General features: G+C 64.9%; 11 protein-coding genes. 8 read left to right on the top strand and 3 right to left on the bottom strand.

Features of this window, described 5'->3' with window-relative positions; translation table 11 throughout:
- Positions 1–135 (bottom strand): hypothetical protein, encoded by a 135-nt coding sequence (locus E3227_RS11810; protein ID WP_258562676.1) that lies wholly within the window; start codon positions 133–135, stop codon positions 1–3.
- Positions 128–2,125 carry a M3 family metallopeptidase gene (locus E3227_RS06915; protein ID WP_144318002.1) on the bottom strand — a complete coding sequence of 666 codons (1,998 nt, stop codon included), beginning with the start codon at positions 2,123–2,125 and terminating at the stop codon, positions 128–130. Before E3227_RS06915 ends, E3227_RS11810 begins: the two co-directional genes overlap by 8 nt.
- A gap of 34 nt (positions 2,126–2,159) precedes the next feature.
- Between E3227_RS06915 and E3227_RS06910 the strand changes: the two genes are divergently transcribed.
- Positions 2,160–3,425 carry a carboxylesterase family protein gene (locus E3227_RS06910; RefSeq protein ID WP_144318001.1) on the top strand — a complete coding sequence of 422 codons (1,266 nt, stop codon included), beginning with the start codon at positions 2,160–2,162 and terminating at the stop codon, positions 3,423–3,425.
- Here the strand turns inward: E3227_RS06910 and E3227_RS06905 are convergent.
- Positions 3,422–3,970: a hypothetical protein gene (locus tag E3227_RS06905; RefSeq protein WP_144318000.1), complete on the bottom strand. Its 549-nt coding sequence runs from the start codon at positions 3,968–3,970 to the stop codon at positions 3,422–3,424. The two genes, E3227_RS06910 and E3227_RS06905, sit on opposite strands and share 4 nt — an antisense overlap.
- 75 nt (positions 3,971–4,045) lie before the next feature.
- On the opposite strand from E3227_RS06905, the gene E3227_RS06900 reads away from it, so the two are divergent.
- The 7 genes from E3227_RS06900 (at position 4,046) to brnQ (ending at position 12,648) form a co-directional block, all read left to right on the top strand.
- Positions 4,046–5,932, top strand: a complete 1,887-nt coding sequence (locus tag E3227_RS06900; protein ID WP_136652805.1) for an ABC transporter ATP-binding protein — start codon at positions 4,046–4,048, stop codon at positions 5,930–5,932.
- An 85-nt stretch (positions 5,933–6,017) separates the two neighbouring features.
- A complete protein-coding gene (locus E3227_RS11715) occupies positions 6,018–6,209 on the top strand; it encodes a hypothetical protein (RefSeq protein ID WP_246062642.1) in 192 nt (63 codons plus the stop codon).
- A gap of 33 nt (positions 6,210–6,242) precedes the next feature.
- Complete coding sequence (locus E3227_RS06895; RefSeq protein WP_246062641.1) at positions 6,243–6,923, top strand: alpha/beta fold hydrolase; 681 nt, start codon at positions 6,243–6,245, stop codon at positions 6,921–6,923.
- A gap of 309 nt (positions 6,924–7,232) precedes the next feature.
- A complete protein-coding gene (locus E3227_RS06890) occupies positions 7,233–8,360 on the top strand; it encodes a MalY/PatB family protein (protein ID WP_144317999.1) in 1,128 nt (375 codons plus the stop codon).
- A gap of 11 nt (positions 8,361–8,371) precedes the next feature.
- The gene (gene treS / locus E3227_RS06885) at positions 8,372–10,078 is read left to right on the top strand and encodes a maltose alpha-D-glucosyltransferase (protein WP_136652807.1); all 1,707 of its coding nucleotides are present in this window, start codon (positions 8,372–8,374) and stop codon (positions 10,076–10,078) included.
- Between the two features lie 4 nt (positions 10,079–10,082).
- Positions 10,083–11,183: a phosphotransferase gene (locus tag E3227_RS06880; protein WP_144317998.1), complete on the top strand. Its 1,101-nt coding sequence runs from the start codon at positions 10,083–10,085 to the stop codon at positions 11,181–11,183.
- 67 nt (positions 11,184–11,250) lie between these two features.
- Positions 11,251–12,648: a branched-chain amino acid transport system II carrier protein gene (gene brnQ / locus E3227_RS06875; RefSeq protein WP_144317997.1), complete on the top strand. Its 1,398-nt coding sequence runs from the start codon at positions 11,251–11,253 to the stop codon at positions 12,646–12,648.
- The last annotated feature ends 654 nt before the right edge of the window (positions 12,649–13,302 follow it).

Raw genomic sequence — 13,302 nt, 5'->3', positions numbered from 1 at the left:
CTAGCTTACTTCCCTCGCACGCGGGGTAGCCAACCAATCAACCACGCGCAGGATTACCGCCGCCGCCACGGACGCCAGCGGCAGCACAACGACCAGCACGATGGGAAGCTGCAGCCAGGGCGAAAGGTCAAACACCGCGCACCCCTGTGCCCTCGAGCCCACGGCGTGCAAGCAGCGGGCGGGTGTCCTTGTCGCGGCCGCGGAACGCGCGGTAGGCCTCGGCGTAATCGCTGGCAGCACCGCGCGACAGGATCGCCTCGCGGAACTTCTCGCCCGTCTTCCGGTTGATGCCCTCCTCGGCCACCAGGCCGTACCCGTCGGCGTCGAGCGCCTCGGCCCACAGGTAGGAGTAGTAACCCGCGGAGTAGCCGCCGGCGAAGATGTGGTTGAACCAGGTCGAGCGGTAGCGCGGCTCGAGTCCCTCGATGCCCAGGCCGTAGCTTGCCAGCACGCCGCGCTCGAAGTCGGCGATGTCCGACGCGGTGCCCTGCGGGATGGCGGCGGAATCATCAATCGAGTGCCACGCCAGATCGATCGCGGCGGCGGCGAGGTACTCGGAGGTGTCGAAACCCTGCCCGAACTGCCTAGATGCGCGCACAGCCTCCAGCAGCTGCTCGGGGATCACGTCCCCGGTGTCAACGTGGCGGGCGTAGTTGCGCACGATCTCGGGCGCGAACGCGTAGTTCTCGTTGATCTGGGAGGGAAACTCGACCCAGTCGCGGGGCACGTTCGTGCCGGACAGCGAGGGGTAGCGCACATCCGAGAGCAGCCCGTGCAGGGCGTGGCCGAACTCGTGGAACACGGTGGTGACCTCGTCGATGCTCAAGCGCGTCGAGGCCAGCGACATCACGTTAACGACCACGGCCTTCTTGCCGGTCAGGCGCGACTGGTCGACGAACGAGCTCATCCACGCCCCGCCGCGTTTCGACGGCCGCGCCGCGTAGTCCGTCAGCAGCAGGCCGAGGCCCTCGCCACCGCGCTCGGGGGCGTCGCGCACCTCCCACACGGCGACGTCGTCGCGGTAGCCGCGCAGGTCCTCGCGCTTGGTCACGGTGATGCCGTAGAGGAGCTCGGCGGCGTAGAAGACGCCGTCGACAAGCACCTGCTCAAGCGGGAAGTAGTTGCGCAGCTCGGCCTCGTTGAGCTCAAGCTCCTCCTCGCGGCGCCGCGCCTGGTAGAAAGGCCAGTCCGCGCCGTCGAGTTCACAGCCGGCGAGCTCGGAAGCGAGCTTGAGCTCGGCCGCGGCGTTCGCGGCGGCGGCAGGGGCCAGGTCGGCGATGAGCTGGCGCGCCGCGGACGCCGTCTCCGCCGTCTCTTCGGCGATGACGTAGTCGGCGTGGGTGTCAAAGCCCAGCAGCCGCGCGCGCTCGAGGCGCAGGCGCGCCGACTCGGCGACCAGCGGGGCGTTGGAGGTTGCGCCGCGGGCCCGGGAGGCGTCGAAAAGCGCGCGCCGCGCCGCAGGCGATGTCAGCTCGGACTGCAGCGACTGGGTGGTCGGCAGCTCGAGGGCGATGGTGTAGCCCTCGCCGTCGCGGTAGGAGCTTTTCTGCTCCTCGCTCAAACCATCGAGCTCGGCCTCGGGCAGCGAGACCGCGAGCGAACGGGTGTCGGCGAGCAGGTTGCGGCCGAACTCCTCGGACAGCTGGCTTAGGCGCTGGTTGATCTCCAGCAGCCGGGTCTTGCCGGCGGCGTCGAGGCCCGCGCCGCGGCGGGTGAAGCGGCGCAGCAGGATGTCGTGCAGGCGCTTCGACTCCTCGTCTTGCGGCACCTCAACCTCCTTGAGGCGCGCAAACAGCTGGTCGTTTTGGTAGATCGAGTCCATGTGCGCCGACAGCTTCGGCACGATGCGATCGGCCACCGCGTCGAATTCCTCGGTGCTGTCGGTGCCCTGCAGGTTGAAAAACCAGGCGGCGACCCGGTCTAGGTCCGCACCCGAGCGCTCGAACGCCTCGACGGTGTTTTCCCACGTCGGTGCCTCCTGCATCGAAATCTCCGTGATCTCGCGTGCGTGCCGAGCCACCGCCTCCTCGAAGGCAGGTTCGACGTGCTCAAGCGAGATCGCCGCGAAATCCGGCAGGTTGTAGGGCAGCGTGGACTCTACGAGCAACGGGTTCATGGGCGCCATCCTAGACGCGCCCGCATTCGTTAGACTCGCCCCCATGAAAACCGCGGAGGTAACCTGCCCGGCCGGCACGGTCGTCGGAGTCGTCGACGGCGCCGCGCGACACTTCCACTCGATCGAGTACTCCCACATCAGCTCCCCTTTTAGCGATGCGGTGCCCGCCGCCCGGGGCTTGCTTATCGACGCCACCACCCCACGCCCCGAGAAAACCGCCCTGTCCATCACCACCCCAGCGTCCGCGACCGACGCCGACGACCTGCCCGTGATGGTGTGGATCCACGGCGGGCGCTTCGAAATCGGCAGCCACGCCGACCCAGACACCGGCGCGGGCGCCTTCGCGGCCCAGGGCGTGATCCAGGTGCGCCTCGGTTATCGCCTCGACCTCGCCGGGCTGGTGCAATTCCCCGACGACGACCCAGCCCACTTCCGCGCCGCCCACGACTGCCAGCTCGGGCTCGAGTGGGTGCAGAAAAACATCGAAGCCTTCGGCGGGGATCCGACCAACATCACGCTGGTCGGCCAGTCCGCCGGGGCGAACCTAGTTCTGTGGCTTACCCGGCGCGACCACTACCGCGGCGCGTTTCGCCGGGCGGTGGCGCTCTCGCCCGCGTTTCCCCGGCAGACGTTCGGGCAGCGCAAGGCGTCGCTGCGGGCGTCGCTAAGCATGCCGATTACCCGCGAGAAGCTGAGCGCCGCTGACCCGCGCCGGCTCGCGCGCGGCTACCGGCGCTTTCGCACCCGGCACGTCACCGACCTCGCGCTCGGGCCGGGCCCGCTCGACCCGGCCGAGCTCGCCGAGGTGGACATCGTTGTCACCTCCACCCGCGACGAGTTTTACCGCTCCGGCGCGCGAACCGACGCGATGGGCCTCGGCGCGGCGACCGTGAGCACAATCGGGCGGTTCATGGGGCTCGCCCCCGGCGCAGCTAGCGCCTACCTCGAGGCGTGCCGCGCGATCGACCCGAAGCATACGATGGGCCGCTTCCTATCCGACTCGCTGATCCGGCGCTTCGTGGACCGCGTCGCCGAGGGCGCGCCGGGGCGCGTGTGGCAGGCGGAGTTCGTCAGCGAATCGGGCGCGCCCGCCCACCATTGCGACGAGCTGCCCTCCCTCTTCGCGCAGGGCCCGTACGAACCAGGGACGGGCCTAAACGCCGCGATGGCGCGCTACTGCGCCACGGGCGAGCCCGGTTGGCCGCCGTATCAGCCGGGCCGCAGCGTGCTGCGCACAGACTTTTCCTGCACCGCGCCCAAGCTTGTCGACGACCCCCTGGGCTACGTGCGCAAGGCGTTTAACGCTTAGCCGTTGAGGTTGCCGGAGAAGGTGACGTTGCCGATGGTGAAGTCGGCGTCCCACAGCCGACCCGGCGTGACGTCAAAGGCATACTTAGCGTTAACGGTCGCGCCGGCGCGCAGCGGCTGATCGAGGCCGATGATGTCCACGCCGGATGCCTCGGCACTGAGCGGCGCCGCGTTTTCCTTGTTGTTGCCGCCGGTGGTGTAGCTCAGCGTCGGCTGCGCCAACGCGTCCGCCGGCATCGGGACCTCAGAATTGTTGGTCACGGCGACAACCAGCACGGACCCGCCGTTGGGCGCGCTCGAGGCGCCCTGCCACTTGTAGGACAGCTCCATCGCGGGGTCGTCGACACGCTCGCCAGTCAGCTCCTCGGAGACGATGTTGTCCACATCTTCGACCTTGAACTCCTCCTGCGGCGGCGCGGTCGGGGTGGTGACCTCCAGCGGGGCCTGGGCGCCCGCCGTGTCGTCCTCCGTGGGCCCACCGCACGCGGACAGTGGCAGCGCGCAGGCGAGCGCGACGGCGGCGAAGCGGGCGGACCTAGAGGTCATGGGGACGTCTCCTTGGGTGGGGGAATTTCTCGTAAATTCCTCCCTACTCTACAACCCCGGTAGCATCCATTGACCGTGCAACCTTTCTTTCGCGTCCTGCGCAGTGCGTCCGCGTTGTGGCCCTTCTACCTTCTCGTTGTCGTGCTCTCCTCGATCGTGGCGGGACTCGGGCTTGTCGCGCCGTTCATTCTGAAACGCGCCACCGACACCATCGTGGACACCCTCGGCGCCGGCGACATCACCGCGGGCGTGCCCCGGACGCTGGTCTGGCTGGCCATAGCGCTGTTTCTCGCGGAGGCGGCGGCGTGGGTGCTGCGCAACGTCAGCGGCTACATCGGCGACGTCATGGTCGCGCGCATCCGCCAGATACTGTCCACCCGCTACTTCGCCAAGCTGCTGTCACTGCCGCAGAGCTACTTCGACAGCCAGGTCACCGGCACGATCATCGCGCGGCTGGATCGCTCGATCGCGAACATCACCATGTTCATCCAGTCGTTCGCCAACAGCTTCCTACCCATGCTGCTGCAGGTCGCGGCGATTTTGGTGATTACCGCGACGTACTACTGGCCGCTAACTGTCCTGCTCGCCGCACTGTTCCCCCTCTACGTGTGGCTCACGGCGCTGACGTCGACACGCTGGCAAAAGTGGGAGAAGGCGAAAAACGCCGAGATCGACGAGGGCAACGGCCGCTTCGCCGAGGTCGTCGGCCAGGTCAAGGTGACGAAGTCCTTCCTCGCGGAGACCCGCGAGCTGAACAAGTTCGCCACCCACTACGGCAACACCGTCGATCTGACCCGGCCGCAGTCGCGGTGGTGGCACTCCATGGACGCCGTGCGCGGCATCGCGATGAACCTGATCTTCTTGGGCATCTACCTCATCCTTTTCGAGCGCACCCTGGGCGGCCACTTCACCATCGGCGATATGGTCATGCTCGTGCAGTTGGTCACCATGGCGCGCCAGCCGGTGTCCATGATGAGCTGGGTGGTCGACTCCGCGCAGCGCGCCGTCGCTGGCTCGCGCGACTACTTCAAAGTGATGGACGAGGATGTAGAGCCCACCGCCAACAAAGACATCGTCGCCGCCACCAGCGCCTCCAACGTCCCGCGCGTGCGCGAGGTCGCCCACGCCCCGCTGCCGCCGGCGGAACCGACGATCGCCTTCGACAACGTCAGCTTCGCCTACAGCCCGGGAGAGCCCGTGCTGTCCGAAATCACATTTACCGCCCGCCGTGGCGAGAAGATCGCGCTGGTCGGCGAATCCGGTGGCGGCAAGTCCACGCTGGTCAACCTGCTACTCGGGCTCTATCCCATCCAGCAGGGCACGATGACGCTGTGCGGGCGCGACATCGCTGCGCTCGGCGTGGAGACCTTGCGGGCCTCGACAGGCGTGGTGTTCCAGGAGCCGGCGCTGTTCTCCGGTTCCGTGCGCGACAACATCGCCTACGGCAAGCCCGACGCCACCTTCGAGGAAATCGTCGCGGTGGCCAAGCGCGCCGGCGCCCACGGATTCATCACCGGGTTCAAGGGCGGCTACGACACCATCATCGGCGAGCGCGGCCTACGCCTGTCCGGCGGGCAGAAGCAGCGCGTCGCCGTCGCGCGCGCCATGCTCAAAGACGCCCCCGTGCTCATCCTCGACGAGGCGACCTCCGCGCTCGACACAAAATCAGAGCGCGCCGTCCAGGCGGGACTCGACGAGCTGATGAAGGACCGCACCACCATCATGATCGCACACCGGTTGTCCACCATCGCCGACGTGGACACGATTATCACGCTTGCCGACGGTCGCATTGACGAGATCGGCTCGCCGGCTGAGCTGGCGGTCTCGGGTGGCATCTACTCGGAGCTGTTACAACTTACTGCTTCATCGAGCGCATCCGACCGCGCCCGATTGAAGAAGTTCGGTTTCAAGATTGACGGCGACGATCAGGAAGAGAATACCGAGGAAAACCCTTTGACTTAAGCCTATGGTGACCTCGCGCAGGTGGTTGAGAATACTCGAAGCGGTTGTTGCGGTTGTCCTGGTTCTGAATCTTGCGATCGCTGGTGTGAGATTGTTCACCTCCCGATATTACGCTGTGCCGGAAGTTAAGACTTCCGCCAAGGACCAGTTAGCCGGCCCCGGGGTCAACCCCGTCGAGGGTGACTACCTGCGTGGGTACCGGTTAGCCGGCCAGGGCGAGGCTCGGCCGGGCACCGTAATTGTTTTCGGCGGGTCCGAGGGGTCGGAGAACCCGTGACAAGCGCTTGAGCTGCAGGAGGCCGGCCACAACGTGTTAGCACTGTACTTCTTCGGGCAGGGCGGGCAGCAGAAGCTGCTCTCGGAGGTGTCCCTTGATTTCTTCTCCGAGGTGTTGTCTAAGATGAATGCCTCCGGCCCGTTGACGGTGATCGGTGTCTCCAAGGGCGCAGAGCTCGCCGCTAATCTTGCGATCCGCTACCCCGAAATCGACAACGTCGTGCTTTACGCGCCGGCCGATTACACCTACGCCGGCCTGGACTTTTCCCGCGACGCGAGCAGCTTCACCTGGCACGAGGATCCGGTGCCCTTTGCGTCTCTGCGAGTCAACCACGACAACTCCATGCGCGACTTCGCACGGATGATTATCGGCTTGCCGGTGTCCTGCCGCAGCTCTTATGAAGCCGCCGCGGTCGCTGCCGGGCAGGATGCGCGGATTGAGAGCGCTGCCTTCGACGGCAACGATCTCGCTTTCGCCGGGGGCCAGGACCGCATGTGGCAAAGCGAGGTCGCAGCGCGCGCCATGGCGGAGGCCAACCCCGGCATCGAGGCCGTGGTCTTCGACGATACCGGCCACCTGTTCAGCGAGGACATCGAGAAGGCCATCGGTCGGTCGTGGGAGTATATGATGGGCGGCACCATAGAGGGCAACCGTGAGGCGAAGCGCGAATCTGACGAGATCCTCTACGACCGGCTCGCGCGCTGGCACGGTTAGATCTCCCCCCAAATCTTGGCGAGATGGGCTGTCTCGGGCACGTGCTGCGTTAAACCCGTCCACGGGCGTGAAATTGTTTTCCTTGAAAAGCCCAACGATGATCAGTCCTCCGTCACCGTTGAAAAAGCACTGAGGACACAACTTCCCGCTCAACTTCCCAGTCAACATAGCAACACTGTGGGAAATTGAGGGGGAAGTTAAGTGGGAAGTTCGGGGATCACCCCAATCGGGCGTCGATAAGCGGAAGGCGCAGGCGCACCAAGAATAGAAAATCACCGCGTGTCCGGGCAGTGACTACGGTGTAAAGGCATGGAGTATCCCAACCTCGACACGTTGAAAACCCGCGGCACCCGTAAGTGGACGCAGTACGACGACGATGTGCTGCCCCTATGGGTCGCCGAGAGTGACTTCCCCACCGCGCCAGTTGTCAAGGCCGCGCTTCAGCAGGCAGTAGAGGCCGAGACTTTCGGCTACACCCCGGCCCCGCAGGCCCAGGAGTTGCCAAAGGTCCTTGCAGATTTTTACGAGTCACGTTACGGCTGGCGCCCGGACGAGGACAAGATCTTCCCCGTCCCCGATGTCGTGCGCGGCTTGCTGCTAGCGATCATGTACTTCACCGAGGGCGACGTGATCGTACCCGTGCCCGCCTACCACCCGTTCCTCGAGATCGCGGAGACCGCAGGGCGCAACAGGGTCGAGGTCTCCAGTACCGGCGGGCTGGATCTGATGGAGGTCGAAGCGGCGTTTCGCAACGGCGCCGGCTCGATCATCCTGACCAATCCCTTCAACCCGGGCGGTTGGATCTTCGAGGAAGAAGAGCTCGACCAAATCTGCGCGATCGCCAGGAGGTACGGCGGACGCGTGCTTGTCGACGAAATCCATGCCCCGCTTGTCTACGACGGCCACCATGTGTGTGCCGCGAAGGACAACCCAGACGTGTGCATCACTGTCACTGCAACCTCCAAGGCGTTCAACGTCGCCGGTCTAAAGTGCGCGCAGATGATTTTTTCCAACGCGGACGACGTCACGGTGTTTCAGGGGTTGACCGGGGTAGCAAAGGATGGCACCGGAACCCTGGGCATTGTTGCCGCCGAAGCATGTTATCGCGACGGCGCGGAGTTTCTCGACGAGGAGATCGAGCTTTTGCGCCTCAACCGTGACTGGCTCGTTGAGAACCTGCCAGAAAAGATCCCCGGCATTACCTTCGAGGTGCCCAAGGCGACCTACCTGATGTTCCTCGACTTCTCCGGCACCAAGCTCAACTCCCCCCGTCCTGCCGCCTACCTGCTCAAACACGCCAAGGTTGCGCTCAACGAGGGTGCGTCGTTCGGCCCCGGCGGCGAGCACAAAGCGCGGCTGAACTTCGCCACCAGCCCCGCGATCTTGGAAGAGGCCGTCGACCGCATCGCCGAAGCGGTCAACGCCATTAGCCGTTAAAGTTGGTCGTCATGGAGATCAGGACCGAGACCCCGCAGGCCACCGACTTCGTCCGTCCCGCCCCCGCGGAGCAGCCGTGGGAGCGCCCCGACCCCGAGTGGTACAAGGACGCGGTGTTCTACGAGGTTCTCGTCCGCGCGTTCTACGACCCGGACAACACCGGCTCCGGCACACTGAAGGGCCTGGAGGAAAAACTCGACTACCTCCAATGGCTCGGCGTGGACTGCCTCTGGCTGCCACCGTTCTATGACTCTCCCTTGCGCGACGGCGGATACGACATTCGCGATTTCCGCAAGGTTCTGCCCGAGTTCGGCACCGTGGAGGACTTCATTTCCCTGGTCGATAGCGCCCACAAGCGCGGGATCCGCATCATCACGGACTTCCCCATCAACCACACCTCGGATTCGCACCACTGGTTCCAGCAGTCGCGCATGGATCCCGGCGGGCCCTACGGCGATTACTACGTCTGGTCTGATGATCCCACCAAGTACGACGAGGCCCGCATCATCTTCATCGACACCGAGGAATCGAACTGGTCTTTCGACCCGGTGCGCAAGCAGTACTACTGGCACCGTTTCTTCTCCCACCAGCCGGACTTGAATTACGACAACCCGGCCGTGCAGGAGGAAATCCTCGACGTCATCCGCTTCTGGCTCGACCTCGGCATGGACGGCATCCGTCTCGACGCCATCCCCTACCTCTTCGAGCGAGAGGGCACCAACTGCGAAAACCTGCCGGAGACCCACGGCTTTATCAAGCGCGTGCGCGCGCTTTTCGACGACGAGTACCCCGGCCGCTTCCTGCTCGCCGAGGCCAACCAGATGCCCAATGAGGTCGTCGCCTACTTCGGCGAGGGAGACGGCGACGAGTGCCAGATGGCGTTCCACTTCCCCGTCATGCCGCGCATCTTCATGGGCATCCACCGCGAGTCCGCGCAGCCCATCATCGACATCCTGCGCGACACCCCACCGATCCCCGAGTCGGCACAATGGGGCATCTTCCTGCGCAACCACGACGAGCTCACGCTCGAAATGGTGACCGACGAAGAGCGCGACTACATGTACAAGAACTACGCCACGGACCCGCGGATGAAGGCCAACGTCGGCATCAGGCGTCGATTAGCGCCGTTGCTCGGCGGGCACCGCGACCGCCTCGAGCTGGCCCACGCGCTGCTGTTGTCACTGCCGGGCTCGCCGTTCCTCTACTACGGTGACGAGATCGGGATGGGCGACAACATCTGGCTGCAGGACCGCGACGGGGTACGCACCCCCATGCAGTGGTCGAACGACCGCAACGGCGGGTTCTCCAAGGCCGAGCCGGAGCGGCTCTACCTCCCGCCGATCCGCAACGACCAGTACGGCTTCCACATCGTCAACGTGGACTCGCAGATGCAGCGCGACAATTCGCTGCTGCACTGGGTGCGCCAGCTCGTGCACATCCGCAAGCAGTACCGCGCTTTCGGCCGCGGTTCCTACATCGAGGTCGAGCAGAACAACCCGCACGTTCTGGCATTTATCCGCGAGTACAACGGCGAGCGCATTCTGTGCGTCAACAACATGTCGTCGCGCCCCCAGCCAGTGGAAATGCACCTCGAGCACTACAATGGCGCGCATCCGCGCGAGCTCTCCGGCGGCGTCGAATTCCCGGCCATCGGCGAGCTACCGTGGTTTGTCACGCTACCGCCGCACGGTTTTTTGTGGTTCGACATTTCGGAGTAGTTCGGTGATTGATTTAACGCGGGAGCGCTTCTACGGCGCAAAGTCCGAGGCGATCGACGCGGTCGAGGTCGCCGCTTCGCTTGAGCTCGACGGGTTTAGCTGGCAGATACTGCACGTCACCCATGGCGACGTGACCGATTCCTACCAGGTGCTCGTCGCCCCCGGCGCCGAGCGCGACGCGCTGGCCACCGAAGAAGGTGCGACCGCCTACGTGCGTGGTGCAGCCGAGCTGGGCGAGGTGCACGGAGACATCGGCGGCACATCCGCGCGGCCGATGGGAGCCGAACAGTCAAACACCTCACTCGTGGTGGATGACGAGTGGGTGCTCAAGGTGTTCCGCAAGCTGGAAAACGGCACCAACCCGGATGTGGAGCTGCTCAGCGCGATCGGCGACTGCCCGCACGTCGCCGGTGTGCGTGGCCACATCACCCGCGACGGCGCGACGCTGGCGATGCAGCAGCAGCTTATCGACGGCGGCGAGGACGGTTTCGACCTCGCCGTCGCGGACGCGCTCGGCGACGCCGGCGAGCTCGGCCACGCGATCGGCGCCGTGCACACCGCGCTGGCCCAGGCCTTCGGCACCTCCGAGGTCAGCGGAGAGACCCTCCGCGCCGCGCTCAACACCCACCTCGACGAGCTGGTTGTGCAGGCACCCCAGCTCAAAGAGTTCGAGTCGGCGATGCGCCAACTCTACGGCTCCATCGATGACGGCCCCCACGAAATTCAGCGCATCCACGGCGACCTGCACCTCGGGCAGACGATGAAGACGGTCAACGCGACAGAACCTCGCTTCTACCTCATCGACTTCGAGGGAGAACCCGCCCGGCCGCTGTCGCAGCGCCTCGCCCCCGATCACGCGCTTCGCGACGTCGCCGGCATGATCCGCTCCTTCGGCTACGCGCGCGGCATGGGCTCGCACAGCGCGGACTGGGAGAAGGCCAACGTCGCTGCGCTGATCGATGCTTACGGCGCCACGGCCGACGACACCGTACTCGCTGCCTATGTGGTGGATAAGGCCGCCTACGAGGTCGCCTACGAAGCAAACAACCGTCCAGAGTGGGTCGACATCCCGCTTTCTGCCATCGCGGACCTGACCCAGAGCTAAAAAATTACACAGCAGGTCCCTCACGGGGTATTCTTTGGAAATTCTACGAATCTCCAAGGAGTGAAACATGGGCTCGACTGCTGCACAGGCCGACACCAGCACGAAGACACAAGGATCAACCACCGCGATCGTAGTCACTGCGCTCGCCTTGTTCTCGATGTTCTTCGGCGCCGGAAACCTGATCTTCCCGCCGATGATTGCCGTCCAAGCCGGCGACAACTTCTGGCCGGCGATCTTGGGCTTTTTGGGCACTGGCGCACTGTTGCCGCTGCTTGCCGTGATCGCCATTGCGCTTTCCGGCGCCAATGTCCGTGACCTCGCGCAGCGCGCCGGCACAGTCTTCGGCGTGGTCTTCCCGATCCTGGCGTACCTGTCGATTGGTGCGTTCTACGCACTGCCGCGCACGGGTGCCGTGTCCATGGAAACAGCGATCACCCCGCTGTTCGGTGTTGAGGGGATCGTCGCCTCCGCGATCTTCAACATCATTTTCTTCGGCATCGCGCTCGCACTGTCGTGGAACCCGAACACGATCATGGAAAAGCTGGGTAAATTCCTCACCCCTGCGCTGCTCATCCTTTTGGTTGTCATGATCGTCGTCGCGTTGACGAAGTGGACCGCCTCTCCCAGCGAGCCGGCCGAGGAGTTCGCTGCGCGGCCGTTCACCGGGGGCCTGCTGCAGGGCTACCTGACCATGGACTCGATCGCGGCACTCGCCTTTTCCATCGTGGTGATCTCCACGCTGCGCTTCCGCGGCTTCCAGGAAGGCCCTGCCCTGGTGCGTGGCACCATCTACGCCGGCGCTGGCGCGGGCCTGCTGCTCGCCCTGATCTACCTCGGTTTGGGCACGATCGGGCGGATCATCCCCAACCCCGCCCAGTACGACAACGGTGCGGCACTGCTTTCCGACGCCTCCAACCTCACCCTCGGAACCGCCGGCCAGATCATCTTCGCGCTGATTGTTCTGCTCGCCTGCATAACCACCGCAGTCGGCCTGATCACGGCCACGGCTGAATACTTCTCCGAGCAGTTCCCCGGCTCCTACAAGACGTGGGCGATCATCTTCACCATCATGTCCACGCTGATCGCCACCCAGGGACTCGAGTTCGTCATGGCGATTGCCGCCCCGGTCATCGGATTCCTGTACCCGCCCGCCATCACGCTGATCTTTGTCACCCTCATCGAGCCACTGTTCCGCTCCCGCACCCGGTTTACCTGGGCGTTCTTCCTGCCGATTTGGGTTGCCGTGATCTGGTCGGCCATCGAGACCGCCATTTCTTTGGGTTGGGCGGCCGACGTTTTGACCCCGCTCGTCGCCTGGGCGCCGCTGCAGGACGCCGGACTGGGCTGGGTTGTTCCGGTCGCAGTCGCTTTCGCCATCGGCCTGGCCATCGACCTGGCGCGCCCCAAATCCCCGCTCAAGCTCGGCACGGTGGAGACCGTCGAAGGAGATCACGTCAACGCGTAAATCGGCGTGGTGGATGTCACTGCCCGAGCTGTTCGGTGTCCCTGGGGTCTTGCGCGGCCGGAGTGGTTGAGTGTGACATTGCGGCGGGTCAGATGTCACGGTCAAACTCTCGGCCCGGTTGGCGACCTGGGGTTTTGTGCCGCCACTCTGGTTGAGTGTGACATTGCGGCAGGTCAGATGTCACGGTCAGACTCTCGGCCCGGTTGGCGACCTGGGGTTTTGCGCCGGAGCACCGGTTGAGTGTGACATTGCGGCAGGTCAGATGTCACGGTCAAACTCTCGGCCCGGTTGGCGACCAGGGGTTTTGCGCCGGAGCACCGGTTGAGTGTGACTTTGCGGCAGGTCAGATGTCACGGTCAAACTCTCGGCCCGGTTGGCGACCAGGGGTTTTGCGCCGGAGCACCGGATGAGTGTGACTTTGCGGCAGGTCAGATGTCACGGTCAAACTCTCGGCCCGGTTGGCGACCAGGGGTTTTGCGCCGGAGCACCGGATGAGTGTGACACCACGGCAGGTCAGATGTCACGGTCAGACTCTCGGCCCGGTTGGCGTCCTGGGGTTTTGCGCCGCCACTCTGGTTGAGTGTGACATTGCGGCTGGTCAGATGTCACGGTCAGACTCTCGGCCCGGTTGGCGACCTGGGGTTTTGCGCCGCC

This window comes from Corynebacterium sanguinis, assembly GCF_007641235.1.
Classification (GTDB): domain Bacteria; phylum Actinomycetota; class Actinomycetes; order Mycobacteriales; family Mycobacteriaceae; genus Corynebacterium; species Corynebacterium sanguinis.
This window is presented reverse-complemented; position numbering and strand designations above follow the sequence as displayed.